The 26,828-nt window shown below is 66.4% G+C and carries 22 protein-coding genes; 6 read left to right on the top strand and 16 right to left on the bottom strand.

Annotation, left to right across the window (positions count from 1 at the left end; genetic code table 11):
* Nucleotides 1-69 precede the first annotated feature (69 nt).
* Nucleotides 70-546, top strand: coding sequence for a transcription elongation factor GreA (greA, locus tag C8J39_RS02585; protein ID WP_056052861.1), 477 nt, complete (start codon nt 70-72; stop codon nt 544-546).
* A 5-nt stretch (nt 547-551) separates the two neighbouring features.
* Entirely contained in the window at nt 552-1,202 is a 651-nt protein-coding gene (locus C8J39_RS02580; RefSeq protein ID WP_120299175.1) for a rhomboid family intramembrane serine protease, read from the top strand.
* A gap of 395 nt (nt 1,203-1,597) precedes the next feature.
* Here the strand turns inward: C8J39_RS02580 and C8J39_RS02575 are convergent, their stop codons facing one another.
* The 5 genes from C8J39_RS02575 to C8J39_RS02555 form a co-directional block, all read right to left on the bottom strand.
* Entirely contained in the window at nt 1,598-1,825 is a 228-nt protein-coding gene (locus tag C8J39_RS02575) for a DUF4170 domain-containing protein (protein ID WP_056051043.1), read from the bottom strand.
* A 64-nt stretch (nt 1,826-1,889) separates the two neighbouring features.
* On the bottom strand, nt 1,890-2,369 hold the full coding sequence (locus tag C8J39_RS02570; RefSeq protein WP_056486302.1) for a hypothetical protein: 480 nt from the start codon (nt 2,367-2,369) through the stop codon (nt 1,890-1,892).
* A 103-nt stretch (nt 2,370-2,472) separates the two neighbouring features.
* Nucleotides 2,473-2,745 carry a hypothetical protein gene (locus tag C8J39_RS02565; protein ID WP_056486297.1) on the bottom strand — a complete coding sequence of 91 codons (273 nt, stop codon included), beginning with the start codon at nt 2,743-2,745 and terminating at the stop codon, nt 2,473-2,475.
* Nucleotides 2,742-3,095: a phage holin family protein gene (locus C8J39_RS02560; RefSeq protein WP_243649696.1), complete on the bottom strand. Its 354-nt coding sequence runs from the start codon at nt 3,093-3,095 to the stop codon at nt 2,742-2,744. Before C8J39_RS02560 ends, C8J39_RS02565 begins: the two co-directional genes overlap by 4 nt.
* Before the next feature lie 4 nt (nt 3,096-3,099).
* A complete protein-coding gene (locus tag C8J39_RS02555) occupies nt 3,100-3,588 on the bottom strand; it encodes a hypothetical protein (protein WP_120299173.1) in 489 nt (162 codons plus the stop codon).
* A 175-nt stretch (nt 3,589-3,763) separates the two neighbouring features.
* Here C8J39_RS02555 and eno point away from each other — a divergent pair, with 175 nt between their 5' ends.
* Nucleotides 3,764-5,044, top strand: a complete 1,281-nt coding sequence (gene eno, locus C8J39_RS02550; protein ID WP_120299172.1) for a phosphopyruvate hydratase — start codon at nt 3,764-3,766, stop codon at nt 5,042-5,044.
* A gap of 25 nt (nt 5,045-5,069) precedes the next feature.
* Entirely contained in the window at nt 5,070-5,396 is a 327-nt protein-coding gene (locus tag C8J39_RS02545) for a septum formation initiator family protein (protein ID WP_055878455.1), read from the top strand.
* Nucleotides 5,397-5,536: 140 nt separating this feature from the next.
* Here C8J39_RS02545 and C8J39_RS02540 read toward each other — a convergent pair whose 3' ends face one another.
* On the bottom strand, nt 5,537-6,361 hold the full coding sequence (locus C8J39_RS02540) for an alpha/beta fold hydrolase (protein WP_120299171.1): 825 nt from the start codon (nt 6,359-6,361) through the stop codon (nt 5,537-5,539).
* 140 nt (nt 6,362-6,501) lie between these two features.
* Between C8J39_RS02540 and C8J39_RS02535 the strand changes: the two genes are divergently transcribed.
* Nucleotides 6,502-8,226, top strand: coding sequence for a DUF885 domain-containing protein (locus tag C8J39_RS02535; protein WP_404969306.1), 1,725 nt, complete (start codon nt 6,502-6,504; stop codon nt 8,224-8,226).
* Between the two features lie 277 nt (nt 8,227-8,503).
* On the opposite strand, the gene C8J39_RS02530 is transcribed toward C8J39_RS02535, so the two are convergent.
* A complete protein-coding gene (locus C8J39_RS02530) occupies nt 8,504-9,919 on the bottom strand; it encodes an MFS transporter (RefSeq protein WP_120299169.1) in 1,416 nt (471 codons plus the stop codon).
* Between the two features lie 58 nt (nt 9,920-9,977).
* Between C8J39_RS02530 and C8J39_RS02525 the strand changes: the two genes are divergently transcribed.
* On the top strand, nt 9,978-12,107 hold the full coding sequence (locus tag C8J39_RS02525; protein WP_120299168.1) for a prolyl oligopeptidase family protein: 2,130 nt from the start codon (nt 9,978-9,980) through the stop codon (nt 12,105-12,107).
* A gap of 135 nt (nt 12,108-12,242) precedes the next feature.
* On the opposite strand, the gene C8J39_RS02520 is transcribed toward C8J39_RS02525, so the two are convergent.
* The 9 genes from C8J39_RS02520 to C8J39_RS02480 all read right to left on the bottom strand — a co-directional run bounded on the left by C8J39_RS02520 (nt 12,243) and on the right by C8J39_RS02480 (nt 26,758).
* A complete protein-coding gene (locus C8J39_RS02520; protein ID WP_120299167.1) occupies nt 12,243-12,794 on the bottom strand; it encodes a glycine zipper 2TM domain-containing protein in 552 nt (183 codons plus the stop codon).
* 77 nt (nt 12,795-12,871) lie between these two features.
* Nucleotides 12,872-13,168: a hypothetical protein gene (locus tag C8J39_RS02515; protein ID WP_120299166.1), complete on the bottom strand. Its 297-nt coding sequence runs from the start codon at nt 13,166-13,168 to the stop codon at nt 12,872-12,874.
* Nucleotides 13,169-13,297: 129 nt separating this feature from the next.
* Complete coding sequence (locus tag C8J39_RS02510; RefSeq protein WP_120299685.1) at nt 13,298-13,591, bottom strand: DUF1330 domain-containing protein; 294 nt, start codon at nt 13,589-13,591, stop codon at nt 13,298-13,300.
* A 51-nt stretch (nt 13,592-13,642) separates the two neighbouring features.
* Complete coding sequence (locus tag C8J39_RS02505) at nt 13,643-15,565, bottom strand: alpha-L-fucosidase (protein ID WP_120299684.1); 1,923 nt, start codon at nt 15,563-15,565, stop codon at nt 13,643-13,645.
* A gap of 19 nt (nt 15,566-15,584) precedes the next feature.
* Entirely contained in the window at nt 15,585-17,882 is a 2,298-nt protein-coding gene (locus tag C8J39_RS02500; RefSeq protein WP_120299165.1) for a GH92 family glycosyl hydrolase, read from the bottom strand.
* Entirely contained in the window at nt 17,879-19,309 is a 1,431-nt protein-coding gene (locus C8J39_RS02495; protein WP_165895146.1) for a glycoside hydrolase family 125 protein, read from the bottom strand. The genes C8J39_RS02500 and C8J39_RS02495 overlap by 4 nt, the downstream gene beginning before the upstream one ends.
* 11 nt (nt 19,310-19,320) lie before the next feature.
* Nucleotides 19,321-21,855, bottom strand: a complete 2,535-nt coding sequence (locus tag C8J39_RS02490) for a glycoside hydrolase family 3 C-terminal domain-containing protein (protein WP_120299164.1) — start codon at nt 21,853-21,855, stop codon at nt 19,321-19,323.
* Complete coding sequence (locus C8J39_RS02485; RefSeq protein WP_120299163.1) at nt 21,852-24,437, bottom strand: glycosyl hydrolase 2 galactose-binding domain-containing protein; 2,586 nt, start codon at nt 24,435-24,437, stop codon at nt 21,852-21,854. The genes C8J39_RS02490 and C8J39_RS02485 overlap by 4 nt, the downstream gene beginning before the upstream one ends.
* Nucleotides 24,437-26,758 (bottom strand): beta-N-acetylhexosaminidase, encoded by a 2,322-nt coding sequence (locus C8J39_RS02480; protein ID WP_120299162.1) that lies wholly within the window; start codon nt 26,756-26,758, stop codon nt 24,437-24,439. The genes C8J39_RS02485 and C8J39_RS02480 overlap by 1 nt, the downstream gene beginning before the upstream one ends.
* Nucleotides 26,759-26,828 lie beyond the last annotated feature (70 nt).

Raw genomic sequence — 26,828 nt, 5'->3', positions numbered from 1 at the left:
CATGAGAATGATGTGTGGGCGGGGCTGGTACAGGGCCCCGCGCGGGGAAATGGATTTGGGGACGAGATGATGGCGACCGTCGAAAAGATGCCGATGCTGCAGGAAGGCTATGAGACGCTGAGCGCGGATCTGAAGCGCCTGAAAGCCGAACGTCCGACGATCGTCGACGCGATCGAAGAGGCGCGCGCGCACGGCGACCTGAGCGAGAACGCGGAATATCATGCCGCAAAGGAGCGTCAGGGCCAGGTCGAGGCATCGATTTCGGACATCGAGGACAAGCTGTCGCGCGCGCAGATCATCGATCCGAAGGACCTGTCGGGCGACAAGGTCGTGTTCGGCGCGACGGTGACGTTGCTCGACGAGAACGACAAGCCGGTGAAGTATCAGATCGTCGGCCAGACCGAGGCTAACGCGAAGACGGGGCGGATCTCGTATAATTCGCCGCTGGGTCGCGGGCTGATCGGGCGCAAGCTCGACGAAGAGGTCGAGGTCACGGTGCCGGCCGGCGAGCGCTATTACGTCGTCTCCAAGATCGAGTTCATCTGAGCCTTATGCAATTCTTCGAGACGCGGGCGACGGCGATCATCACGATCGTGACGGTCATCGTCTCGGGATTTCTGGTGCTTAGCGGATCGCTTGGGTATTGGGCGGTGAACGCGGGGTTCATCCCGTTGCGAATGACCGATCTCGGTATTCCGAGCGAGCATATGTTCGTCGTGCCGTCCTGGGCGACGCCGCTGACCGCGACTCTGATCCATGGCGGCTGGGCGCATATCGCGTTGAACCTCGTGATGCTGGTGTATTGCGGGCAGTTCGTCGAGAAGGCGCTGGGGACGGCCGGTTTGGTCGTTCTGTATGTGCTGGGCGCGTATGCGGCGGCGGCGGGGCATTGGGCGTTCGGGCCTGAGTCTACCGCGCCTATGATCGGCGCTTCGGGCGCGATTTCGGCGGTCGTTGGGGCTTATGCACTTTTGTATGGCGAGCGGCGGGCGCAGGCGATCGGGCCTGTGCCGGCTGGGGTCGTTCATGTTGTGTGGCTTGCCGCGGCGTGGATCGGGATCCAGTTGCTGATGGGGCTGGCCGGGTTTGGGGCTTCGGTTGGGGCTAGCGGGCCGATTGCTATTGGCGCGCATATCGGTGGGTTCTTGGCGGGGCTGGTGCTGGCTCGGCCTTTATTGCTTTGGCATTACCGCGCGGCTTGAGCGGCCTGTCCCTAACAAGCGTTCGCTCCGCCCCACGCTGATCCACACCCACGCCCACACCGTTCGTCCCGAGTAGCTGCTGAGCTTGTCGAAGCCGCGTATCGAAGGACAGGTTGGTGGGCGGAACCTATGCTTCGATACGAGCCCTCGATACGGCTCTTCGAGCCTACTCGGTCTCTACTCAGCACGAACGGGAAGGGGGGAGCCCTTGGCGCCTCTCCCACTCCCGAACGGGAGAGGGGAGGCGCCGTTTTATGCGAAATTGATGGTCAGAGAGGTACTGTCAAATCCGTCATCCCCGCGGAGGCGGGGATCCATAGCCTATGTCGTTGCGATCAGGTCGCTACGTCAGCCAGTATGGGTTTCCGCCTTAGCGAGAATGACCGAGAAAGCCGTTACGCTACAGTCGCGCCTAGATTCGGTTCGAGCATCCGATGCAGATGCACCACAACGAATTTCATCTCGGCATCGTCCACGGTACGCTGCGCCGCAGCACGCCAAGCCTTTTCGGCGCTAGCATAGTCGGGGAATACGCCTACGAACTCGATCTTGCTCAGATCGTTGAAATCCAGGGTGCGCGGGTCGCTGACGCGGCCGCCGAATACGAGGTGGAGCTTGCTCATGCGCTTGCTTTCCTAGGGAGGGGGTTGCCGCCTCCCTAGCGTGTTCGACCCGCGGTTTGAACCCTTAGACAGTAGGCTTTTGCGAAACCGCCTTCGCACCTGCGGTACCGGCCGTCGTGACCGCCTTGACGATACCTTCGAGCAAGCCCTTGGCCTGGTCGCGAGCATTGTCCTTGGTCAGGCCGAGTTCGCCGAGTTCCGACCGGCCTGCATCCTTCGCCGCCGCAGTCGCCGCGACGAGCGTTTCGCTGAGGCGCTTGCCGACGGGGGCGAGCAGTTCCTTTTCGCGCGCCGAACGCGGGAGCAGTGCGCCGGCGAGCGCGCCGACAGCGAGACCGCCGACGAGGATGCCGAGCGGGTTGGACTCGAGATTGTTGACGACGCGCTTGGTCTTCTCGCGCGAGACTTCGAGAACCTCGGAGGCCTTGTCGCCGGCATCGTGATAGACCTTCGACGCGGTCTCGCGGACGGTGTCGAGGCCTTCGCGCAGGCGGCTCTCGGTTTCGTGGGCGGCTTCGTTAGCGGTGGTCTTTGCGTCGGTCATGGAAATGTCCTTCTGGTGGCAAGCTGCTCGCCGTTCAATACAATGAGGGTTCAACGCGAGCCGGGACTTCTAGGTTTCAAGACGGTGACCCGGGTCAGGGCGGTCACCGCCCGCGGCGGAAGAGTCCGACGATCCGGTGACGCGCGAGGAACAGTCCGGCGACCGCGGCAAACCCCGCGGTCGGCCCCGGATTGCGCTTCACGGTCTCGACGCTGGCGCTGAGCGCGGCGGTGCCGGCATCGGCGACGTCGCGGCTGGCGTTCAGCGCGAGCTTCCGCGGATTGAGGCGGTCCTGCAACTGCCCGAGCGTCATCATGACGCGCTGGCGGGCGAGGGCCGATTCGATCTCTGCGGCGGCGACTTTGGCGGATGTCATGATACGGGCTCGCTCTTCGTCTGAAGCTTCGACTTGCCGATCATCGCCAGGATCGCCGCCACTGCGAGGACGGCCACCACGACGATGGCGGTCGCCCATCCTGGCCCCACCAGCGTCGCCACCGTCAAGATCGCACCGACCAGCAGTGCGATCAGTGCGGCCAAAGCCAGCACGCCGGCGACCGCGAAGAACATCGCGGCCGACTTGTACGCACTCGCCGTTTCGCCGAACTTCGCCTTGTAGACAGCGACTTCCGCGGTCGCGAGACTCTTCGTCTCGGTCGCCAGTCGGCCGACGATCGACGCTAGGCTCTCGTCTTCGCCGGTCGCGAACGTCAGTGGGTCGGACAAGACGTCAGACCTTCGAGTTGGCATCGACGCCCGACTGCACCAGTCGCGCGACGACGAAGCCGATGGCGGCTGCTGCACCCACAGCGATGGCTGGCGACTTGCGCACGAGTTCGCGCGCGTCGTCGAACAACTCGTCGATGTCCTTCGCCTTCACCTGGTCGGCGAAACCCGAGACGCTGTCGGCGGCGCTGCGGGCATAACCGCCGTACTGCGAGCCGAGCTTCTCATCGACCTGGCCGGCTGCGTCGGTCAGCAACTTGGCGACCTGCTCCAGCGCGCCACTTGCACGTGCCTTGCCGTCCTCGGCGAAGGTGCGGACCTTGTCAGTCGCCTGCGCGGTATACTTGTTTGCGCCGTCCTTGATCGCCTGCTTGGCGTCGCCGGCCTTGGCCGAGACATCGCCGTTATCGATCGTCTTGCTGAGCTCGGTCCCGACCTCGTTCGCGGTCGTTTTCAGGTCGTTGACGGTGTCGTTTACGCTGGAGTCGGCCATGACGGTCCCTTTCAGAATTGTTACGCCCACAACACCGTCGTTGGAGCACGGTTCCCGAACCGTCGCGCGATTGCACGACACTATTCTCGGATGTCCGCGCGATTGCCCGATATGGCGTGAGACGGTAGAGGCGGCGCGAACGACCCGGCACCGGGATTTGTAGGAGCATCGTTACGTGACCGCAATCATCGACCTTCATGCACGCCAGATCCTCGACAGCCGCGGCAATCCGACCGTCGAGGTCGACGTGCTGCTCGAAGACGGCAGCTTCGGCCGTGCCGCCGTGCCGTCGGGCGCCTCGACCGGCGCACACGAGGCGGTCGAGCGTCGTGATGGCGACAAGAGCCGCTGGGGCGGCAAGGGCGTCGATGGCGCGGTCGACGCGGTCAACGACGAGATCACCGACACCGTGCTCGGCATGGACGCGGAGGACCAGTCGGACCTCGATCGCGCGATGATCGAACTCGACGGCACCGAGAACAAGGGCCGGCTGGGCGCGAACGCGATCCTCGGCGTCAGCCTCGCCGTCGCCAAGGCTGCGGCCGAAGCACGTGGCCTGCCGCTGTACCGTTATGTCGGCGGCGTGCAGGCGCATCTGCTGCCGGTGCCGATGATGAACATCATCAACGGCGGCGAGCATGCCGACAACCCGATCGACTTCCAGGAGTTCATGGTCGTGCCGGTCGGCGCGTCGAACATCCTCGAGGCGGTCCGCTGCGGCTCGGAGATCTTCCACACGCTGAAGAAGGGCCTGAGCGAGAAGGGCCTGTCGACCAGCGTCGGCGACGAGGGCGGCTTCGCACCGAACATCGGCAGCACGACCGAGGCGCTCGACTTCATCATGTCGAGCATCGAGAAGGCAGGGTACAAGCCCGGCGAGGACGTGATGCTCGCGCTCGATTGCGCGGCGACCGAGTTCTACAAGAACGGCAAGTACGACATCTCGGGTGAGGGCCGGATCCTCGAGAGCGCGGAGATGGCGGAATATCTAGCGGACCTGACGCGGCGCTATCCGATCTTCTCGATCGAGGACGGCATGGGCGAGGACGATTGGGAGGGCTGGAAGACTCTGACCGACCTGATCGGCGACAAGGTCCAGCTGGTCGGCGACGATCTGTTCGTGACCAACCCGAAGCGTCTGAAGCGCGGCATCGACCAGGGTATCGCGAACTCGCTGCTGGTGAAGGTCAACCAGATCGGCACGCTGACCGAGACGCTGGAGGCGGTGTCGATGGCGCAGCGGGCGAAGTACACCGCGGTGATGTCGCATCGTTCGGGCGAGACCGAGGATTCGACGATCGCCGATCTGGCGGTCGCGACCAACTGCGGTCAGATCAAGACGGGCAGCCTCGCGCGGTCGGACCGGTTGGCGAAGTACAACCAGCTGATCCGGATCGAGGAAGAGCTGGGCGATGCGGCGCGCTATGCGGGTCGCGACATCCTGATCGGGGGCTGATAGGCTGGAGTCCGGGAGAACGAGCATGGCACGCGTGACGACGAAGACCAGCAAGTTGCGGAAGACGATGCGCAAGGCCGCGTGGCCGGCGCTGGGACTGACGCTGATGGCGTTCTTCGGCGCGTATGCCGTGCTCGGGCCGAACGGGATGTTCGCGTATGGCGATTACAAGCGCCAGCTTGCGAAGCGCGAGCAGGACTATGCCGCGCTCGATCGCAAGCGTGAGGTTTTGAAGAACCGGGTAGCGTTGCTGAACCCGGATCATGCGAACCCGGATATGGTCGACGAGATGGTCCGCAAGGAACTGAACGTCGCGCATCCGGACGAGGTTATCGTCCCGCTGGGGAATTGAGCTTCTGCTCCCCTCCCTGAAAGGGAGGGGCTGGGGGTGGGTTGGCTGGCTTGAGCCGCCACCGATCGAACACGCGGAAGCCGACCCACCCCCGACCCCTCCCTTCCAGGGAGGGGCAAGAAGTGTGGTCGGTTGGAGGTTTACCGACCCAGGAAGGTCAGCAGGTCGTTGGTGAAGCGATCGCTTTCGGTGATCGTCAGGCCGTGCGGGGCGCCGTCATATTCGACCAACTGCGAGTCCGCGATGCCTTTGGCGGCGGCGCGGCCGGTGGCGTCGATCGGCACGGTCTTGTCGCTGGTACCGTGGACGACCAGCGTCGGTACGCGGAAGGCGGCCAGATCCTGACGGAAGTCGGTGTGGCCGAACGCTTTCGCGCACTCCAGCGTGGGATGCAGGCCCGCCTGCATCGCGAGGCTCCACACCCAGTCGACGACCTCGTCGCTGACCGGCGAGGTGATGAATCCGACGCCGAGGAATTGCTGGAGGAAGGTCTTGAAGAACGCCGGGCGGTCGTCCTCGATACCCGCGCCGATGCTCGCCAGCGTCTCTTCGGGAACGCCGTCGGGGTTGTCGTCGGTCTTGAGCATGTACGGCACCACCGACGAGATCAGCCCGGCGGCGACCACGCCCTTGCCCTCGTAGCGGCTCATGTAGCGCGCGATCTCGCCGCCACCCATCGAGAAGCCGACGATCGTCGCGTCGGTGTTCGCGCCGGTGGCTTCCATCACGTCGGCCAGATCGTCGGTCAGCGTGTCGTAATTATAGCCGGTCCAGGGCTGGCCCGAGCGACCGAAGCCGCGGCGGTCGTAGGCGATCGCGCGGAAGCCGGCGTTGGCGAGCGCCATCGCCTGTGCGTCCCAGCTGTCGGCGTTGAGCGGCCAGCCATGCGTCAAAATAACCGGGCGACCATTGCCCCAGTCCTTGACGTAAATGTCTGTACCGTCACGGGTTTTTACGTAGGGCATACAAGTCTCCGGTCTGTCTTTGCAGATGCACGCTCAACGGCTCATCGCGCCCACCGTTCCGCACGCTGGCGTACCGAAGCTTCGACTGGCAGCATGGCGCCAGACGAATCGGAATCGGAGACAGGATGCGGATCGGACTTATGACGACGGCGCTTGGCGCAGTCCTCGCCTTGAGCGCGTGCGGCCCTGCGCAGACGACCGCGAATACGCAGGCTCCTGCTGGGCCGACGACCGCTGCGACGGGCGACTGGGCGGGGTTTCGCGATGGCTTCATCGACGGCTGGTTCAAGATCGATCCGGCCAACGCGGTCTATCAGGGCAAGCACGAGTATGACGGCGGCTTGGGCGACTGGAGCGCGGCGGGGCTGAAGCGGCAGGCGGACTTCCTGCATGGCGCGATCGACAAGGCGGGGGCGTTCAAGAATTTGAAGCCAACCGAGGCGTTCGAGCGCGACTATCTGGTGCAGGTCGCCAAGGGGAAGCTGTTCTGGTTGGAGGATGCCGACCAGCCGCACCATAATCCGGCCTGGTATGTCAGCGCGGGGCTCGATCCGAACACGTATATCGCGCGCAACTATGCCGATGCGCCGACCCGGATGAAGGCGTTGACCGGGTTCCTGCAGAAGATCCCGGCGGCGGCGGGCAACATCAAGGCGAACCTCAAGACGCCGATGCCGCTGAGCTACGTCAATTACGGGACGGCGGCGTTCAACGGCTTTGCGGACTATTATGCGGGCGACGCGGTGAAGGCGTTTGCTGGCGTGAAGGATGCCGCGGCGCAGAAGCAGCTGACCGATGCGGCAAAGGCGGCGTCGAAGGCGATGCGCGATCTGGGGACGTGGACCGAGGGCCAGCGCGCGACCGCGACGCAGGATTTCGCGCTCGGGGCGGACAAGTTCGCGCGGATGGTGGCGATGACCGAAGGCGTCGATACGCCGCTCGACCAGCTCGAGGCGGCGGGTGTCGCCGACCTGAAGCGCAACCAGGCGGCGCTGGTGCAGGCGTGCGGGGTGTTCGCCAAGCGGCAGACGATCCTCGCGTGCATGGACAAGATGAATGCTAACAAGCCGGTCGGCGGCCCGGTCGCGGAGGCGAGGCGCCAGATCCCGGGCTTGCGGAAATTCGTCGTGGATCACGACCTGGTGACGATTCCGGGGACCGAGCAGGCGCTGGTCGAGGAATCGCCGCCGTATAATCGGCAGAACTCGGCCTATATCGATCCGCCGGGGCCGTTCGATAAGGGCGTGCCGTCGATTTATTACATCTCGCCGCCAGATCCGAGCTGGACCAAGGCGGTGCAGGACGCGTTCGTGCCGGGCAAGAACGACCTGCTGTTTACGTCGGTGCACGAGGTGATGCCGGGGCATTTCGTCCAGTTCCTGCACGCGAACCGCTCGCCTTCGCTCTTCGGGCGGCTGTTCGTGGGGTATGCGTTTGCCGAGGGGTGGGCGCATTATGCCGAGGAGATGATGTGGGAGGCGGGGCTCAACAACGGCGATCCCGAGACGCATGTCGGGCAGATCTCGAACGCGTTGTTGCGCGATTGCCGGTATCTGTCGGCGATACGCATGCATGCGAAGGGGATGACGCAGGAGCAGTCGTTCCGGATGTTCGTCGACGAATGCTACCAGGACGAGGGGAACGCGAAGCAACAGGCGGCGCGGGGGACGTATGATCCGGCATATCTGAATTATACTATGGGTAAGCTGATGATCCGGAAGTTGCGGGCGGATTGGACTGCGACGCGGGGTGGGCGGAAGGCCTGGAAGGCGTTCCATGACCAGTTCTTGAGTTTTGGGGGGCCGCCGATTCCTTTGGTGCGGAAGGCGATGATGGGGGAGGCTAAGGCTACGGCTGCTTTCTGAGAGGTCACCGGTAGTTCTTCGACGCCACCCCGGCGAAGGCCGGGGTCCAGTTGGGCGAACAGTAGTGATGAGGGACCGTCCTTCGTTATTCCGGACGTGCCAACTGGGCCCCGACCTTCGCCGGGGTGGTGCATCTGCGTGTGAGGCGTCCTAAACCAAAGCATGTGTCCCCGCGAAGACGGGGACACAGACTGGGCACCCGCCTTCGCGGGTGAACATTCTTCTTTCGCGGCTTCTTCTGCTGCTCCCTCTCCCCGTCGGGGAGAGGGAGCAGCAGTTAGCGCGTCTGCTGGGCGGGCTGCACGTCCTGGGTTTCTTCGGTCGGTGGGTTGCGGATCGAGGGGCGGAGGCGGCTTAGGCTGCATAGGCCTGCCACTAGTGCTAGGCCTGCTGCGACCAGCGGCGGGGTCATGCCGGCGCCTACGCCCATGGCCAGGAGGGCGGCGACCAGGGTGGCGCCGGTGGTCTGGCCTACCAGGCGGACCGTGGAGACGAGGCCGCCTGCCGCTGCGGCGCGTTCGCGGGGGGCAGAGCCGATGATCAACCGCGCGTTCGGGGCCATGAACATCCCGAAGCCCGAGCCGCACAACGCCATTCGCCATGCGATATCGAAATAGCCGGGGTCTGCGGGCATGTAGGCGATCAGCAACAGCGCGCAGATCGACACGCCCATGCCGATCCCGCCGAGCAGCCCCGCCGGGTAGCGATCCGACAGCCAGCCTGAGAGCGGCGCGACGAACATGTTGGCCAGCGGCCACGGCGCGATTGCCGCACCAACCTCCGCCGCACTGAACCCGTAAGCATGCGTCAACCGGAACGGCGTCGACAGCAGCAGCGTCATCTGTGCGATGAACGCGGTGTAGGCACCGATCGCCGACAGCGCGAGCACGGGCCGGGCGAGCAGGTCGATCGGCAGGATCGGCTTGGTCTCGCCTTGCTCGCGCTTCACGAAGAACCAGCCGATCACCGCGCCGGTCAGCACGATTGCGGCGGAGACGATCGGGCTGTCGCCGTGGACCGCGCTTTCGGCTCCGCCGATGACGAGGCCTATCATCGCTGCGCACATCACCGCGCCGAGCACGTCGAAGGGTTCATCGTGTTTTCGCGGTTCGGGCAGCGCTCGGCCTAGTACCAGCGATGCGATCGCGAACGGTACGGCGCTGGCGAACACCCAGGGCCAGGGGGCGATGGCGAGGACTAGACCACCAATGGTCGGGGCGAGTGCCGCGGAACTGGAGACGACCACCGAGTTGATGCCGAGCCCGCGGCCGAGCTGCTTCGATGGATAGATCGAGCGAATCAGTGCCGACGAGACGCTGAGCGCGGCTGCGGCACCCAAGGCTTGTGCCGCGCGGACGACGAGCAGGAACGGCAGGCTCTTCGCGAAAAAGCAGAGCAACGTCGCGACGGTGAAGAGCAGCTGGCCGTATTGGTACATGCGCTTCAGGCCGATGCGGTCGCCGAGCCCCGAGAATGGGAGCAGCGCCATCGCCAGGATCAACTGATAGACCGTGACGACGGTCACCACCGCGCTGCTTCCGACGTGCAGGTCGCGTGCGATCGTCGGCAGTGCGACGGTGGCGATGCCGCCGTCGATGATCGTCAGCGCAGTGCCAGCCGAGATCGCGGCGATCGCGACGAAGCGGCGGGGTTTGGGCAGGCCGTCGGCCGCCGATATCTGGTCCGGTTGCATTGCGGACCGCGATAGACCTCGTCATGTATCCCGCCAAGCAAATCAGGGAGATACGGTGATGCGGGTTCTGGCTTCGATGCTTGCGGCGACGATATTGAGCGGTGGCGCCGGACTTGCGGGGGCTGCAGCCATTGCCCAAGTCGCACCGATGACCAAAACGAACACCGCCGCCGATCCGTATATCTGGCTCGAGGACAAGGATGGCGCGAAGCCGCTGGCCTGGGTCGAGGCGGAGAATGCGAAGACGTTGCCGCGGCTGCAGAACGATCCGCGCTACAAGACTTTCTATGCCGAGGCGCTAGCGATCGCGTCGGCGAAGGACCGGATTCCGATGCCGAACCAGATGTTCGGGCGGATCTACAATTTCTGGCGCGATGCCGAGCATCCGCATGGGCTTTGGCGCTGGACGAGTGCGGCGGATTACGCGAGCGCGACGCCGAAATGGACGACCGCGCTCGATCTCGATGCGCTGGGCAAGGCCGAGGGCAAGCAGTGGGTGTGGAAGGGTTCGACCTGCCTGCAGCCCGAGGAGCGGCTGTGCCTCGTCGCGCTGTCGGAGGGTGGCGAGGACGCGGTGACGTATCGCGAGTTCGACCTGTCGACCGGGGCGTTCGTCGCGAACGGGTTCACGCTGCCGAAGTCGAAGCAGGATGCGAGCTGGGTCGACAAGGATACGCTGCTGGTCGCGCGCGACTGGGGGGCGGGGACGACGACGCAGTCGGGCTATGCTTTCGTGTTGAAGCAGGTGAAGCGTGGGGCACCGCTGACCGCCGCGACCGAAGTGTATCGCGGTGCGGCGACCGACCAGGGGGCGACCGGGGCGGACGTGCTGACCGACGAGAAGGGTAACCGGCTGGTGGTGATCCAGCGGCGGAAGACGTTCTTCGGCGCGGACAAACTCGTGTGGACGCCGGCGGGGACGCGGCCGCTGGCGCTGCCCGATCGGACGTTTCCGGCGGGGATGATCGACGGACAGGTGATCTTCTCGACCAGCGATCCTTGGGGCAAGATCCCGGAGGGGGCGGTTGCCTCCGCGCCGCTGGCCGAGGTGGAGAAAGGAACGATCAACCCGACGATCGTGTTCGCGCCGGGGCCGCGCCAGTCGGTCGACGGGATGGCGCTGACCCGGTCGAAGTTGCTGCTGGTCGTGTCGGACAACGTTCGCGGTCGTGCGTCAGTCTATACGCATGGGGCGGGGGGCTGGACGGCCAAGCCGATCGCGCTGCCTGACAACGCCTCGATCGATGTCGCCAGCACGACCGATCGTAGCGACGATGCGTATCTGACGGTCACCGGGTTCCTGACGCCGACCTCGCTTTATTCGCTGGATGCGGCCTCTTCCGCAGCACCAAAACCGATCAAGACTTTGCCAGCGAAGTTCGACGCGTCGAACGATGTGGTCGAGCAGTTCGAGGCGACGTCCACGGACGGGACGAAGGTGCCGTATTTTGTGGTGCACAAGAAGGGCATTGCGCTCGACGGAGCGACGCCGACGATCATGACGGCGTATGGCGGTTTCCAGGTGTCGATGACGCCGAGCTATTCGGGGAGCACCGGCAAGCTCTGGCTGGAGCGGGGCGGGTCGTATGTGCTCGCCAACATCCGTGGCGGCGGCGAGTTCGGGCCCAAGTGGCATGACGCCGGGCGGAAGACGAAGCGGCAGGTGATCTACGACGACTTCGCTGCGGTGGCGAAGGACCTGTTTGCGCGGAAGCTGACGAGTCCGGCCAAGCTGGGGATCTATGGCGGGTCGAATGGTGGGTTGCTGATGGGCGTCGAGTTCAACCAGCATCCGGATCTGTGGAAAGCGGTGACGATCCAGGTGCCGTTGCTCGACATGATCAGGTACGAGGGGATCGCGGCTGGGGCGTCTTGGGTCGACGAATATGGCTCGGTGACGGTGCCAGCGGAGAAGGCTTTCCTCGAGACGATCTCGCCGTATCAGAACATCAAGAAGGGCGTGGCGTATCCGGAACCGTATATCTGGACGACGACCAAGGACGACCGGGTCGGGCCACAGCATGCGCGGAAGTTCGCGGCGCGGTTGAAGGAATATGGGCTGCCGTATTTGTATTATGAGGACACGGCGGGCGGTCATTCGGGCGATGCGGATATCGAGCAGGGGGCCCGGTTGCAGGCTTTGCAGATGACGTACTTCACGCAGAAGCTGGTCGGGGTGGCGAAGTAGGGGGTGCGGCTCCTGCCGTCTCCCACCACTTCATGCCGTTCTCCCGCGAAGGCGGGAGCCCAGGGTCACGAACGGTATCGCCTGTGATCCTGGGCCCCCGCGTTCGCGGGGGAACAGTTACCTCGCGGCTTGAACCTAGCGGCAGCGGACCTGGCTGTTGCTCTGCTCGACTGCACGCCCGGCGAGGCCACCTGCAGCCGCACCGAGCAGCGAGCCGACGATCCGCGAACGGCCGCCGTCGATGACGTTGCCGAGAATGCCGCCGCCGGCCGCGCCGATGATCAGCCCGGTCGTGCCGTCGTTGCGCTTGCAGTAATATTTGCCGTCCTGGCCCGCATAGACGCGGTCGTTGGTCGCCAGCGTGCGCTCCTGGTAGTTCGGGCCTGCGCGGTAATAGCGCGAGGGATCGTAATTGCCTTCGTCGCGCTCGTCCGGATAGGCTTCCTGATAGCCGCCGCTGCGATCTGGCGCGGTGCGATAGCCGCCCTGTGGCGCATAGCCGCCGCGGTTGCCGCGGACCGACTGGTAGCGATCGAATTCCTGGCGGAAGATCTGCAATTCGCTGTCGAGGCGCGACTGGGCCGCGGCGAAGCGCGCGTCGTCGGCCTGCGACTGCGCGAGCGCGGGGGTGGTGGCGGAGAGGCAGGTAGCGGCGATCAGTGCAGCCGTACCGAGAAAACGCTTCATGATCCGGGTCCTTCTAAAAGGTCACAACGAGAGTGGGCGGCAGCATCGCGCCACCGCCCACACGATTTCAAGAGTTATCAGCGGCAGATCTGCACGCGGCGGTTGTGGCGCCATTCGGTGCGGCAGCGGCGGTTGTTGTTCCAGTTGCGACGATCGTGGTCGCGACCACGCCAGCGGCGGTCGTCATGACGATCGCCGCGATGGTCGTTGTGGCGATAGTTGCGGCGGTCGCCACGATGGTCGCGGTGGTCGCCCCGGTGATCGTTGTCGCGATACTGCTGGCTGTGCCCGCGCTGTGCTTCTGCGGGAGCGGCGGCGCCGAGGCCGAGTGTCGCGAAGGCCAACCCGGCAGCGATGAGATGCGTAAACTTCATGAGATGTCCTCTCGAACCCGACAATCGGGATGTGCCGTTGATACGGCTATCGAGAGACATCGTTCCTGAACGGGGTTGTTGGCTGGCGTACAGGTTGGGTGCGCCAGCCGGGGATCAGCCGCCCCTATGTCAGCCGGGGAGCCCCTCGATCACGAACACGCGGTAGTCGGCGCCCTTTAGACGGTGCTGCAGCGCGTCCTGATAAGCTGGACTGTCATACCAGGCATGCGCTTCGGCCACGTCGGGGAATTCGAGGATCACGGCGCCCTCGACTGCGGGACCTTCGAGCGTCTCCACCGCGCCGTAGAACGCCAGTGGCTTCAGCGTGCGGCCTTCGCGGGCGAGGGGTGCCTTAGCCTGGTACTGCTTCATCTCTTCGGCATCGGTAACTTCGTTGCGCACGAATACGACATAGGCGGTCATCAACATTCTCCTTCTGCGGCGGCAGGGTGGCAGCGAATATACCTATGCCCGTTACAATGCGCCTGGTTTCGGCCTGAACGCGCCGAGGCCGGCGATCGCCAGCCGTTGTGCGGGGATCGCGGTCTCGGCGAACGAGAAGCGCAGGTAGCGCGCGGTGGTCGGTCGGGCGAACGCGATACGCTGCGCGGCGAGCGCGTAGGCGATGTTGGGGAGTTCGCCCTTAGCGATGTCCTGCCAGGTCTTGCCGTCGGTGCTCGCCTCGACCCGGTATCCCTTGGGCGGGGCGGTGTTCGCCATCACCGCGCGCGAGGGGATCAGGACGAAGCCGGCGAGCGTCTCGGTCGCGGCCAGGTCGATCGTGACCGAGGCGGGCGTGCCGGGCGCCGGCGCGGGCAGGGTCCAGGCGGTCGCGCTGTCGTCGTCGAGCAGCGCCTTGGCGCCCGGTGCGGTCGCGGTGACGATCGACCAGCGGCTGGTGACGACGGTCGTCGTATCGGTGTTCCGGACTGGCGCTACGGGCGCGGGTGCGACCTGGCGGAAGAGCGCGACTTCGTTGATCGCGGGGCAGGCGGTGCCTTCGAGGATGCGGAGGCGGAGGCGGCGGGGGGCGATCGGCTTTTCGAGACGGACGATGCGTTGCGGGCCGATGCCTGAATGCTCGGCTAGCTTGCGCCATTGTCCGCCGATCTCGGCGTCGATCGCGAACCGGGTCACGCGGATGCCGAGTGGGAGATATTCGCGGAGGCGAATGAGGTCGAACGATCGGCCCGGCGGGAGGTCGAGCGTCAGTGTCGGCGTGGTGATGGCGTCGGGTGTCGACCAGTAGGTGTCGCGGTTGCCGTCGAGCACCGTGCTGGCCGCATAGGTCTTCCCGCGGACGTGGCTGGCCGATGCGACGGCACCCTTGGCGAGATCGGTGGCGAAGGTCGCGGCTTGCGCCGTGCCGAACGACTTCAGCGTCTCGACGTCGATGTCGGCGAGGCGGCCGCGGCGGTCGGGCGGCAGGTTGAGGTTGAGGTTGGTGCCGCGACCGACCGACTCGTCGTGCAGCTTGATCAGGCGCGCGGGCGTCTTTACCTTCGAATCCTCGTCGGCGTGATAGAACCAGCCGGGCCGGATCGAGACGTCGGTTTCCGCTGGCCACCAGAGCGGCGCACCGCGCACGCCTGAATTGCCCTCGGACTGGACATAGGGATGGTTCGGCATCGTCGGCCAACACGGATCGCCGGCGACACCGTCCTCGTTCCCGACCCAGCGCAGGTCCGCGCCGAGTGGGTCGAAGGTACAGGCCATCGGCTGATGCTCGTGCACGAGTGCGACGATCGAGGGCCAGTTATAGTATTTCGGTGCATCGATCTTCCGCGTGTCGCGCGCGCCGCCGTAATAGCCGTCGCCGCCATTCGCGCCGTCGAACCAGAATTCGAACAGCGTGCCGTAGCGCGTGCAGAGTTCGACGACCTGCTTTCGGAAATATTCAACATAGGCGGGGCGGCCATATTCGGCGTGGTTGCGATCCCAAGGCGAAAGATACAGGCCGAAATCGAGGCCGGCACGACGGGTGGCGCGTTCCATCTCGCCGACGATGTCGCCCTTGCCGTCCTTGTAGGGGCTGTTGCGGATGCAGTGTTCGGTCAGCATCGTCGGCCAGAGGCAGAAGCCGTCATGATGCTTGGCGGTCAGGATGATGCCGCGTATGCCGCCCGCCTTGGCTGCCGCGACGATCTGGTCGGGCGAGAAGTCGGTCGGGTCGAAGAGCTTCGGATCCTCGTCGCCATAGCCCCATTCGCGATCGGTGAAGGTGTTGATCGAGAAATGGACGAACGCGTATTGCTCGCGCGCGTGCCAGGCGAGTTGGCGCTTAGAGGGTGTCGCACCCCAGGGCTTCGGCGCGGTGTCGCGGCCGGCACCGATCGCGGGCGTGGCGGTGGCGGCTAAACCCGAGGCGAGCAGCAGGCGGCGGGAAACTTCGGTCATCATCGTCTCCGGGAGGGTATCAGGCAGCGGGCTGGCCGAACGAGGGCGGTCGGTCGGCGAGCTTGGCGCCGAATGCAGGGTTCGGCGTGGCGGACATGGAGAAGCGGAGCGTGCCGCCCGCCGCGAGATCGGCATGCGATATCCAGCTTTTCGTCCACGGCTTGCCGTTCCACTGGACCGCCGCGACATAGGGCGTGTCGGTGCGGTTGCCGGGGGCTTCGACAACCAGCTTGCGACCCTTGCCGACGCGGACTTCGGCGTGGGTGAACAGCGGCGAGCCGAACACGTACACCGCTGCGACCGGATCGACCGGGTAGAAACCGAGTGCGGACATCACGAACCAAGCGCTCATCTGGCCGCAATCGTCGTTGCCGATGATCCCGTCGGGCGCGTTGCGGTACATCGTGGCGAGCAGCTTGCGGACCAGTGCCTGCGTCTTCCACGGCTGTCCGACATAGGTGTAGAGATAGGGCACGTGCTGATCGGGCTCGTTGCCGTGCGCATATTGGCCGAGCAGCCCGGAGATGTCGGGCGGCGCGTCCTTGGGTAGCGTCGACGGCGCGGCGAACAGCGCGTCGAGCCGGCTCGCGAACTTCGCGTCGCCGCCGAAATGCGCGATCTGGCCGTAGAGATCGTGCTGGTTCAGGAAGGTCGTCTGCCAGCCATTCGCTTCGGTATAATCGCGGTAGCGCTTGGTATGGCCGAGCTGGATCGGGTCGTACGGCTTCAGCCAGCTACCGTCAGCAAGCTTCGGTCGGGCGAGGCCGATCGCGGGATCGAGCACGTTGCGGTAGTTGCGGCTGCGGAGACGCAGGCGATCGGCGTCGTCCTTCGCGCCGGCCTTCTGCGCAAGCGTCGCCATCGCCCAGTCGTCATAGGCGTATTCCTGCGTTCGGCTGACCGATTCGTCGACGACGTCCGCGGGGAGATAGCCGCGCTCGATGTACGTACCGCGCGCGCGGCTGTTGACGAGGTCGGGCGCGGCCGGATCGAACGCGCGGGTTCGGATCGCGGGCCATGCGGCGGCATAGTCGGCGTCGATGCCCTTTGCTGCGGCCTCGGCCATGATCGCGACCGAGTGCCAGCCGATCATCGTGCCGGTCTCGACCCCTTGGAGCGGCCAGCAGGGCGGGCCGTACGCGCTTTGCTGCGTCTGGCGGATCAGGTCGCGGACCAGCGATTTCGCGCGGTCGGGCGCGACCAGAGTGAGCAGCGGGTGAAGCGTCCGATACGTGTCCCAGGTCGAATAGGTGCTGTACGCCTGCTCGCCTGCGGGCACGCTGTGAATCTCGCGATCGAGCCCGACATAGCGGCCGTCGACGTCGGAGAAGAGCGTCGGCGCGATCATCGCGTGGTAGAGCGCGGTGGTCATGATGACGCGGGCGTCGTCGCTGCCGCCCTCGACCTTCACGACCTTCAGCGTGTCGGCCCAGTTCCGGATCGCCTGGCGTCGCGCGACGTCGAACTCGCGGAAATAGGACGCGGCGAGGTTGGTGCGCGCGCCAGCCATGTCGACGGCGGAGACGGCGGTGCGGACGACGATCGGTGCGGCGCCGGCATTGTCGTAGTGGAGCACCGCGCGGACGCGGTCGGCGGTAACGATCGCGCCGTTGACGTTTTGCGTGTCGGCGTAGAGCGTGATCCGGTCGGGCTTTGGCGACACGTGCATCGCGAAGTGGATGCGGCGGCCCTTCGCCCAGCGGAACGTCCGGCGGCTGCCGGTGAGCGTGCCGTCGGTATCGAGCTCGATCCGGCTCTCGTCGATCAGCGGACCTTCGCCCGGGCGGCTATCGCGATAGTTGCCGAGGTCGACGAGGAGGTGGCCGGGACCGGCGGGGAAATGGTGACGCTGCCACCCGACGCGCGTCTCGGCGGTCAGTTCGGAGCGGACGCCGTTGCCGAGCGTGACTGCGTAATAGCCGGGCTCGGTGACTTCCTGCGTGTAAGTCTGGCGATAGCCCTCGCCGGGCTTGTCGGGTGCGCCGGGCAGCAGCTTGACCGCGCCGCGACCGGGGACGACCAGCACGTCCATCAGGTCGGCAATGCCGGTGCCCGACAGATGCGTGTGCGAGAAGCCCATCATCGTCGGGTCGCCGTGATGATAGCCGGAACAGTTCGCCCAATTCTCGGTGTCGGTGTCGGGGCTGACCTGGACCATGCCGAACGGCAGCGTCGCGCCGGGATAGGTATGGCCGTCACCGCCGGTGCCGATCCAGAGGTTGGGCTTGGCTCTTGCGGACCGTGCGGCGGCGGGGATCGCGCCGGTGATGGCCAGCGCACCGCTGGAGCCGAGCAGGGCGCGTCGGGTGATCTTCATAACGCGCTCGCCAATAGTGCGGGGCGGGTGTTGGCAAGTTGAACGACCAGTTCCCCGAACAGGCCGTTGGCCCAGGCGAACCAGGAGCGCGTGAACTTGGCGGGATCGTCCTTGTCGAACGCCTCGTGGATGAAGCCGGTGTCGGCATCGGTGTCGCGCAGCATCCGCAGGCACGCGCGGACGGTCGCGTCGTCGGCGCCCGCCAACGCGCGGACGATCAGCGACATGGGCCAGATCTGGCCGAGCCCGACATGCGGTCCGCCGATCCCCTCGGCCTTGGTGCCCTTGAAGAAATACGGGTTGGCGTCGCTCCATGCTGCATCGGCAGTGCGGCGCCAGAGCGGATCGGTGGCGGGGACGCAGCCCATATAGGCGAGCGCGGAGAGCGACGGCACGTTGGCATCATCCATGAAGACCGCGTTGCCGAAGCCGTCGACCTCGTATGCCCAGACCTCGCTGCCGTCGCGCAGGCGCATCCGGCCGTGCGCGACGAGGGCCGCCTCGACTTCGTTCGCCAGCGCGGTCGCATCGGCGGCGAGCGCGGTGTCATGACGCGCTTCGTTGGCGACGACCGCGAGTTCGCGCAGGGTGGTGACCGCGAACAGGTTGGACGGGATCAGATACGGGTAGACGCACGCGTCGTCCGAGGGGCGGAAGCCGCACTGGATCAGGCCGTTGGGCTTGGCGGGATTGCCCCAGCCTTCGAGCGCCATCGTCTCGGTGTTGCGGTTCGAGGATCGGAGGAAGCTGTAGGGGCCGCGATCGTCCTTGCGCTGTTGCTCGCGGTAGGTGCGGATGCTCGCGCGCGCCGCCTCGGCCCAGGTCGCATCGAACGGCGTGGCATCACGCGTTGCCTGCCAATAGCCATAAGCGAGGCGCATCGGATAGCAGAGCGAGTCGATCTCCCATTTGCGCTCCGCGACGCCGGGTTTCATCTCGGTCTGGTCCTTCAGCGCCCAGCTGAGGTTGGTCTTCGCGGTCGGGTTTTCCATGAACGCGTTGGCGTAGGGGTCGATCAGGATCGAGCGCGACTGGCGCGCGATCAGGCCGCGGAAGAGCGTGCGCAGCGCCGGGTCTTCGCGGACGAGATGGAGATAGGGGCGAAGCTGCGCGGAGCTATCGCGGAGCCACAGGCAGGGGATGTCGCCGGTGATGACGAACGCATCGGGCGCGCCGCCGATCGTCGACATGCGGACGGTGGTGTCGAGCGTGTTCGGGTAGCAGTTGCCGAACATCCAGCGCAGCTTCGGGTCGCCGATCCGGGCGGAGACGCGCGCGATCTCGCGTTCGACCGAGCGGCTGGTAAAGTTGCGGTCGGCGAGCGCGGGGCGCTTGCTGGGGAGCGAGGGACGGGCGGCGAAAGCCGGCGTGCCGACGAGTGCGAGGCCCCCGGCAACACCGCCCGCCATAACGGTGCGGCGGTCCATGGTCGACGCGCTCACTTGGGCAACTCCACCGTCGTGCCGGTGATCGTCAGGTCGCTCCATTGGCCCGCGCCGTCGCCGGGCTGGCCGCCGCCGATATAGAGACGGTAGGCGCCGGGGACGATCGTCCGCGTGCCGTCGCGTGCGACGCTGCTCATCGAGCGGGGATCGATCGTGATCGGTACGGTGCGCGACTGGCCGGGCTTGAGCGCGACGCGGCCGAAGCCGACGAGCTGGCGCTGGAGGACGGGGGTCGTCGATCCGCCGGCCTTGGCGACGGGCGCTACGAGGTAGGCCTGCACGACTTCTTCGCCGGCGCGGTTGCCTGCGTTGGAAAGCCTGGCGGTGACCGTGAGCGGCTGCCCGGCGGCGACGCTAAGCGCGGGCTTCGTCGCGGCGTAGGCGAAGTTGGTGTAGCTCAGGCCGTGGCCGAAACCCCAAAGCGGCGTGCCGGTGAAGTAGCGATAGGTGCGCTCCTTCATCGTGTAGTCGGTGAACGCGGGCAGGTCGCCGGTGGTCTTGTAGAAGGTGACGGGGAGGCGGCCCGACGGGTTGTTGAGCCCCGCCAGCGTCTCGGCGATCGCGGTGCCGCCGGCCTGGCCGGGATACCAGGCGGCGAGGATCGCGTCGGCCGATGCCGGATCGACCGCGACCGCGCTGCCGCTGGTGAGGACCAGGACGATGGGCTTGCCGGTGGCCTTCAGTGCTTCGAGCAGGCGGACCTGCGCTGGAGGCAGGCCGATGTCGGTGCGGTCGCCGCCGACGAAGCCGGGGACGCTGACCGAGAGCGCTTCGCCTTCGAGATCGGGCGAGAGGCCCATCACGGCGACGATCACGTCGGCATCGCGGGCGGTGGCGACGGCCTGGTCGAGCAGCGGCTGTGCGGGGGGGCTCCAGAGCAGGCGGACGCCTTCGTCGTCGCTGCGGTGATCGAGTTCGAGGCGGAACGCGACGGGCTTGCCGTCGCTGGTGAGCGTGACCTCGACGCGGCCTTTCTTGACCTCACCAACGGAAAGCTGACGGTCGCCGATCCAGAGCCGGACTGCGTCGTGCGTCGAGCAATCCTTCCAGCAGGCGGGGACGTCGACGACCAGCGGATAAGTGCCGGCGGCGGGGGGCGTGAAGGTCCCGGTCCAGCGCACGCCGAACGTCTTGGCGAGACCTGGGGCGGGGCTCGTGCGGTTGTGGTCGATGTCGATGTGGCGATCGGTGCGCGTCAGGGTCGGTGCGCCGACGCCGGCCTGCGCGGCGAAATACTCGGTCTTCAGGCCGCCGGCGAAGACGGTCTCGGGGACCGGCACGGCCGCGCCGTCGGCTAGCGACGAGCCTTGCGCGTATCGGACGTTGGCGGCGCCGAACTGCTTGCGGATGCCCTCCAGCGGGGTGACGGGGGCGACCGCGGTGCCGTGGTAATTGCCTTGCAGCACGCCGAGATCGTCGGCGTCCGCGCCGATTACCGCGATCCGGCTGCCGGGCTTCAGCGGCAGGCGGTTCGCATCGTTCTTGAGCAGGACGATCGATTTCCGCGCCGCGTCGAGTGCGAGAGCGCGGTGCGCGGGGGTATCGACCTGGTCGGTGCCGATGCTGCGCCACGGATTGGCGGCGCCGAATACGGTGCCGAGCGCGCGGCGGGCTTCGAGCGAGCGGATCAGCGCGGTATCGACTTCGGCTTCGGTGACGAGGCCCTGGCGGACCGCGGCGGGGAGGGCGGCATAGGCGCTGCCGCAATTCACGTCGGTGCCGCTCTTGATCGCGGCGGCGGCGGCGCCCGCGGCGTCGAGGCGGTAGTGGTGGTAGAGGCTGATGTTCGACACGGCGTCGCAGTCCGACACGGTGAAGCCCTTGAACCCCCAGTCGCGCCGCAGCCGGTCGACCATCAACGCCGACGATGCGCAGGCGGGGACGCCGTGGATCGAGTTGTACGCGCACATCAGCGATTGCGCCTTGCCCTCGGTGACGGCGAGCCGGAACGCGGGGAAGTAGGTCGCCTCCAAATCATAGGGGCTGGGATCGACGTCGAAGCTGTCGCGTCCGGCTTCGGGGCCGCTGTGCACCGCGAAATGCTTGGGGGTGGCGATGACCTTGGGGTGGAGCGGGTCGGGGCCCTGCAACCCACCGATGAACGCGACGCCGAGGCGACCGGTCAGATACGGGTCCTCGCCGTAGGTTTCCTGGCCGCGGCCCCAGCGTGGATCGCGGAAGATATTGATGTTGGGCGACCAGATCGTCAGCCCCTCGTAGATCTTGCGGTTGGCGCCGACGTCCTGCGCGTTGAAGCGCGCACGCGCTTCGGTCGCGACGACGTCGCCGATCTTCGCGACCAGCACGGTATCCCAGGTCGCGGCCATGCCGATCGCCTGCGGGAAGACGGTGGCGTGGCCGTTGCGCGCGAGGCCGTGGAGACCCTCGTTCCACCAGTCGTACGCGGGCAGGTTGGCCTTCGGATCGGCGGGCACGGTGCTCTGCAACTGCGCCGCTTTCTGTTCGAGCGACATTTGCGCGACGGCGGTCGCCACCGGGTCGGCGGACGCGAGCAGGAGCCAGATCATCGGGCGAGGGTCCTCAGGATAAGCGCTTTTCGCAAGGTGGTGGCGGAGGCGTCGGAGACGACATGGATGGTGACGCTCTCGCCCGGCAGCAGGTCGAAGCCGTCGTCGGACGGCTGGGCCGCGACTGCGCCGAAATCGAGCATGACGGCGCGGGCCAGGTTGGTCGCGGTGATCTTGACGTCGGTGCCGGTCCAGCGAACGCTGAGGCCGGGGTCGGGGTACGCCATGTCCTTCGGGAGCGCGCGTTCGATGATCGCACGGCTCGTGCCGCCGTTGTCGAGTTGCAGATCGGCGACCGCGTAGCTGGCGGTCGGCGCGGCGGTCCCGAACAGCGCATCGTCGGACAGCGTCGCGACCAGCCTCGACGAGAGCGGCTCGAGCATCAGCGCGGCGGTGGTGTCCTTCAACACCTTGCCGTCCATCGTCATCGTCCGCACCCGCCAGCGGGAGTCGACCAGCGTCGTCGCGTCGGAGATCAGCGAGATGCGCGTCGCGCCATCTTTCCGCTCGGCGACGATCGCTTGCGGCGCGAAGAACCGCCGGGCGGCGTAGTTGAGCAGCTTCCACCGGCCGGCATGATCGATGCTCGCCCAGCTGATCGAGGGCCAGACGTCGTTGAGCTGCCAGTAGAGCGAGCCCATCGTCACCGGGCGGCAGGCGCGGTGATGCGAGGCGGCGATGCGGATCGCCTCGGCCTGGTTGACCTGCGTCAGGTAGACGAGATCGGCGAAATCGCGCGCGGGGCGCAACCGATCGCGCAGGTACATCATCAGCCGCTCATTGCCTTCGCCGGCGAGGAACTTCTGGTGCGCCTTCATCACCGGGCTGTCCGCGGTGAGCGTACCCTTGCCGGCGAATTCGCGGATCGTCGACAGGTCGGGCATCGCCTGGAAGCCGTATTCGGACATGAAGCGTGGGCAGCTGTCGAGATAGTTCTCGACCGGCTTGGAGCCCGACCAGACGTCCCAGAAATGACGGTCGCCGTCCTTGTCGGTGTCGACCGGCAACTCGTAATTGGTCGAGGGCGAGCCCGGCCAATAAGGCGTGCCGGGGGCGTTGCGCGTGACGGCTTCGCGCAGCACGCGGTCGAACAGCACGGCCATGCCGGCGCCGATGCGCTCCTGCTCGTCGGCGCCGACCGCCTTCTTGAACGCTTTCCGGTCGGACCAGTTTTCCCAGCCCGACAGCACCTCGTTGCCGCCGGCCCACAGCACGACGGAAGGGTGCGATCCGATCCGCGCGACCTGTTCCTCGGCCTCGATCCGGACGTTCTCGCGGAAGGCGGCGTCGGGCGGCGTGACGCTGCCGCCGAACATGAAGTCCTGCCACACCATCAGGCCCATCCGGTCGGCGATGTCGTAGAACGCGTCGTCGAGGTAGGTCCCGCCGCCCCAGATGCGGACCATGTTCATGTTGGCGTCGCGCGCGCCCTTCAGGATGGTCTCCATATAGGCGGGCGTGACGCGCGACGGGAAACTGTCGAACGGGATGACGTTCGCGCCCTTGGCGAAGATCGGCGTGCCGTTGACCTTGAACCCGAAGCTGCCGTCCTTCCGGATCAGCTCGACCGTGCGCAGGCCGATCCGCTTCGTCACGCTGTCCTCGGGCGTCGGCTCCGCGCCGCCCAGCGAGGCGGTGACGGTGTAGAGCGGCTGCGCGCCGTAGCCGACCGGCTGCCAGCGTTTCGGATCGGCGATCGCCAGCGGGATCGAGACCGCGTTGTTGCCTTTGACGAGCGTCACCGTCCGGTCGACCGAGACCGTCTTGCCATCCGGCCCCGTAACCGCGGCGCGGATCGTCGCGACGCCGGGCGTCTCGACGGCGATATCGAGCTTGGCGGACAGCCGCGCTTCGGTCGGCGTCAGTGCTTCCTGGTCGACGCGGAGCGTTTCGATCCGCGCGTCGTCCCAGACCTCCAGCCGGACCGGCCGCCAGATGCCGGTGTTGACGATGCGGGGACCCCAGTCCCAGCCGTAATTGTATTTGGGTTTGCGAATGTAGGGCGAGGTCTGCTTGCCCTTCGGTTCGTCGCCGAACGCGCTGTCATATTCGCCGGGCAGCGGGTTCTTCTCGGCGAGTACCATCGGCTGGAGCGTGCGGATCGGCGATGCGATCGTCACCAGCACCTCGTTGCGGCCGACCTTCAGCACCGGCTGCGCATCCACGCGCCAGCGCCGGTGCGCGTTGTCGGTGGTCAGCAGCACCGTGCCGTTGACGCTGACCGTCGCGAACGTGTCGAGCCCGTCGAACACGAGGTCGAGGTGATTGCGCTGTATCATCGCCGGGGTGACGTCGAACACGCGGCGGAACTGCCATTTGGTCAGCCCGGCCCACTGGATCGCCGCCTCGTTGGTGCCCTTGAACGGATCGGGCACGCGGTGCGCCGCGATCAGGTCCTGCTGCACCGATCCGGGGACGGCCGCGGGCAGCCACTTTGCCTCACGCTTGTGCGCGGCGATCGCGGCGGTGTCAGTGGGGTCGATCCGCACCTGCCATGCACCGTCGAGCGGCACGACGGTCTTGGGCGAGGCGAACGCGGGCGCGGCGAGCGCGATCAGGGGAAGGACGAACCAGCGACGCATCAGCGTGTCTCCGACAGGGTCATGCGCTCGACCGCGTAGAACGGGTCGGACGTGGGGGCGGTAAATTGGAGGCAGATGTCGCGGTCCCCGGTGATCGTCGGCAATTTCCCCTTCACGCTGAAGCGGGTCGGCGCGGTCCTCGGATCGGGCAGCGGGAAGGTGCCGGCGATCACCGGTTTCGCGCCCTTCACGGTGCAGCCGACCAGCACCATCAGCTCGCCGTGCGGCGTCACGTTGTAATGCTGGCGGACCTTGGTGACGTCGTGCGCTAGGCCCCAGTTGCGCGGCAGGCGGGCGATATCGATCGTGAACCCCTTGGCGACATCCATCGGCGCGGCGGGGTAGGCGGTGCAGGTGTCGAAGATGTCGGCGTTGAACACCGGCGCGTTGGTCTGTGCCTCGGAGGTCAGCGGTAGGCGGAGGATGAGCGAACCGGCAGGGCAGGCGATCATGTCGGACGCCGTGCGGGTCAGCAGCGCCTGTCGCCCGGTCTCGAACAGCCGGGGTTCGGCTGTTGGCTGTCCGCTCGCATCGAACGCGGCAGCGCGGATCGACACGCCGGGCTTAACCGAAAGCGGCGCGGTGTAGGCGGGCGAGCGTGCGGTCGGCACCTTGCCGTCGAGCGTGTAGCGGATCGTGCCGTACGGCGCCTGCGTGGCGAGCACGACTTTCGCGCGGTTGGTGCGGAGCGCGTCGCCGCGCGTGCCGTCGAGCGTGTAGCCGACCGCGAACGCACTGTCCGCGACCTCCAGCCCCGACTTCCGCCAGCGTCGAATCTGCGGCTGGACCCGGCCGAGGAAGCCGGCGAAGTCGCGCTTGTCCTTGCCCGACCAGGTGATCTCCGCGAGCGCAGCGGCGCGCGGGAAGATCAGGTGCTGCATCTGATACGGGGTGACGATGTACTCGCTCCACAGATTGGCCTGCGCGCCGAGCACGTGCTGCGCCTTGTCCGCCGAGATGCCCGCCGGCATCGGCTCGTAGTTATAGACCGTCGCGAGCGACTGGATCGCGAGCCGGCCGGGTGGTTCGTCGCGGCGATCGCTTTGCAGATTGTCGAAATACAGCGTCGGTGCGGGCGACAGCACGACGTCGTGATTCTGGTTGGCGGCATCGACCGCGCCCTTCTCGCCACGCCACGACATCACCGAAGCGGATGCGGGCAGGCCGCCCTCGAGGATCTCGTCCCAGCCGATCAGGCGGCGTTTCTTGCTCGCGAGATATTCGCCGAACTGGTCGATCATCCAGCTTTGCAGGCCGTTCTCGTCCTTGATGCCGAGCTTCGCCATCTGCGCCTGGACCTCGGGGCTGCGCTCCCACTGGTCCTTGACCGCCTCGTCTCCGCCGAGGTGGATATAGGTGCCGGGGAACACCGCCATCAGTTCGTCGAGCACCGTCTTGACGAAGGCGATGCCCTTGGGGCCGGGGTTGAAGAGGTACGGGTTGACGCCCCACGCGTTGCTGACCTCAGGCGTGTCGCCGATCACGCCGAGGTCTGGATAGGCCGCGACGAGTGCCTGTGCGTGGCCGGGCAGGTCGATCTCGGGGACGATCACGATGCCGCGTTCGGCGGCGTAGGCGACCAGTTTGCGCAGTTCGTCCTGCGTGTAGAAACCACCGACGCGCGTGCCGGGCGCTTCGCCGGTCGAGGGGCTGGTGCGGATGCTGCCGATCTCGGTGAGCTTGGGATAGGCCTTCACCTCGAAGCGCCAGCCCTGGTCGTCCGACAGATGGAGGTGGAGCGTGTTGAGCTTCACCGATGCCATCTGGTCGACGATCGCGTAGATCGAGGGCAGCGACTGGAAATGCCGCGCGGTATCGACCATCAGCCCGCGCCAGCCGAAGCGGGGGGCGTCGTCGATCGTCACCGCCGGGATGCGCACGGACTGGCCAAACGCGCGATCGGGGCTGATGAGCTGGGCGAGCGTCATCGCTCCGTACAGGAGGCCAGCGTCGCCCGACGCGGTGATCTTCGCGCCCGAAGCATCGACGACCAGCCGGTATGCCTCAGCGCCCTTGATCGCGGCATCGCGGACGAAGCGGATCGTGCCGTTCTGCGACGTCTGGAGAGCGAGCCCGCGCTCGGTCTTCACATGCGCGATAAGCAGGCGCGCGGCTGCGGCGGCACCCGCGTCGGATGGATCAGCCGCAACCATTGCACCGTTGTCGATCGTGAAGCTGCCGGCGGTACGCGTGATTGCCGAAGGTTGCGGTACCAGTGGCAGGCGGTCCTGCGCCTGGGCCGGGATCGCGCAGAGAGCGGCGGGAAGCAGCGCCGTTGCCGTCAGCCAGCGCCCGGCATTTCGGTTCGCGGTTGCACGCATGTCGACTGCTCCCTGTATCGGCTCCTGACGGCCGCTGGTCGAGGAATGTAACCAATATAAGTCCAGACAC

This window comes from Sphingomonas sp. PP-CC-1A-547 (genome assembly GCF_003610375.1).
Taxonomy (GTDB): Bacteria; Pseudomonadota; Alphaproteobacteria; order Sphingomonadales; family Sphingomonadaceae; genus Sphingomonas.
Note: the sequence above shows the minus strand (reverse complement) of the source record. Positions and strands in the feature narration are given on the sequence as shown.

What these genes read in the sequence shown, in the direction of transcription:
- greA (WP_056052861.1), top strand. Translation starts at nt 70, where the DNA reads ATGGCGACCGTCGAAAAGATGCCGATGCTGCAGGAAGGCTATGAGACG.
- C8J39_RS02580 (WP_120299175.1), top strand. Translation starts at nt 552, where the DNA reads ATGCAATTCTTCGAGACGCGGGCGACGGCGATCATCACGATCGTGACG.
- C8J39_RS02575 (WP_056051043.1), bottom strand. Translation starts at nt 1,825, where the DNA reads ATGAGCAAGCTCCACCTCGTATTCGGCGGCCGCGTCAGCGACCCGCGC.
- C8J39_RS02570 (WP_056486302.1), bottom strand. Translation starts at nt 2,369, where the DNA reads ATGACCGACGCAAAGACCACCGCTAACGAAGCCGCCCACGAAACCGAG.
- C8J39_RS02565 (WP_056486297.1), bottom strand. Translation starts at nt 2,745, where the DNA reads ATGACATCCGCCAAAGTCGCCGCCGCAGAGATCGAATCGGCCCTCGCC.
- C8J39_RS02555 (WP_120299173.1), bottom strand. Translation starts at nt 3,588, where the DNA reads ATGGCCGACTCCAGCGTAAACGACACCGTCAACGACCTGAAAACGACC.
- C8J39_RS02545 (WP_055878455.1), top strand. Translation starts at nt 5,070, where the DNA reads ATGGCACGCGTGACGACGAAGACCAGCAAGTTGCGGAAGACGATGCGC.
- C8J39_RS02540 (WP_120299171.1), bottom strand. Translation starts at nt 6,361, where the DNA reads ATGCCCTACGTAAAAACCCGTGACGGTACAGACATTTACGTCAAGGAC.
- C8J39_RS02535 (WP_404969306.1), top strand. Translation starts at nt 6,502, where the DNA reads ATGACGACGGCGCTTGGCGCAGTCCTCGCCTTGAGCGCGTGCGGCCCT.
- C8J39_RS02530 (WP_120299169.1), bottom strand. Translation starts at nt 9,919, where the DNA reads ATGCAACCGGACCAGATATCGGCGGCCGACGGCCTGCCCAAACCCCGC.
- C8J39_RS02525 (WP_120299168.1), top strand. Translation starts at nt 9,978, where the DNA reads ATGCGGGTTCTGGCTTCGATGCTTGCGGCGACGATATTGAGCGGTGGC.
- C8J39_RS02520 (WP_120299167.1), bottom strand. Translation starts at nt 12,794, where the DNA reads ATGAAGCGTTTTCTCGGTACGGCTGCACTGATCGCCGCTACCTGCCTC.
- C8J39_RS02515 (WP_120299166.1), bottom strand. Translation starts at nt 13,168, where the DNA reads ATGAAGTTTACGCATCTCATCGCTGCCGGGTTGGCCTTCGCGACACTC.
- C8J39_RS02510 (WP_120299685.1), bottom strand. Translation starts at nt 13,591, where the DNA reads ATGACCGCCTATGTCGTATTCGTGCGCAACGAAGTTACCGATGCCGAA.
- C8J39_RS02505 (WP_120299684.1), bottom strand. Translation starts at nt 15,565, where the DNA reads ATGACCGAAGTTTCCCGCCGCCTGCTGCTCGCCTCGGGTTTAGCCGCC.
- C8J39_RS02500 (WP_120299165.1), bottom strand. Translation starts at nt 17,882, where the DNA reads ATGAAGATCACCCGACGCGCCCTGCTCGGCTCCAGCGGTGCGCTGGCC.
- C8J39_RS02495 (WP_165895146.1), bottom strand. Translation starts at nt 19,309, where the DNA reads ATGGACCGCCGCACCGTTATGGCGGGCGGTGTTGCCGGGGGCCTCGCA.
- C8J39_RS02490 (WP_120299164.1), bottom strand. Translation starts at nt 21,855, where the DNA reads ATGATCTGGCTCCTGCTCGCGTCCGCCGACCCGGTGGCGACCGCCGTC.
- C8J39_RS02485 (WP_120299163.1), bottom strand. Translation starts at nt 24,437, where the DNA reads ATGCGTCGCTGGTTCGTCCTTCCCCTGATCGCGCTCGCCGCGCCCGCG.
- C8J39_RS02480 (WP_120299162.1), bottom strand. Translation starts at nt 26,758, where the DNA reads ATGCGTGCAACCGCGAACCGAAATGCCGGGCGCTGGCTGACGGCAACG.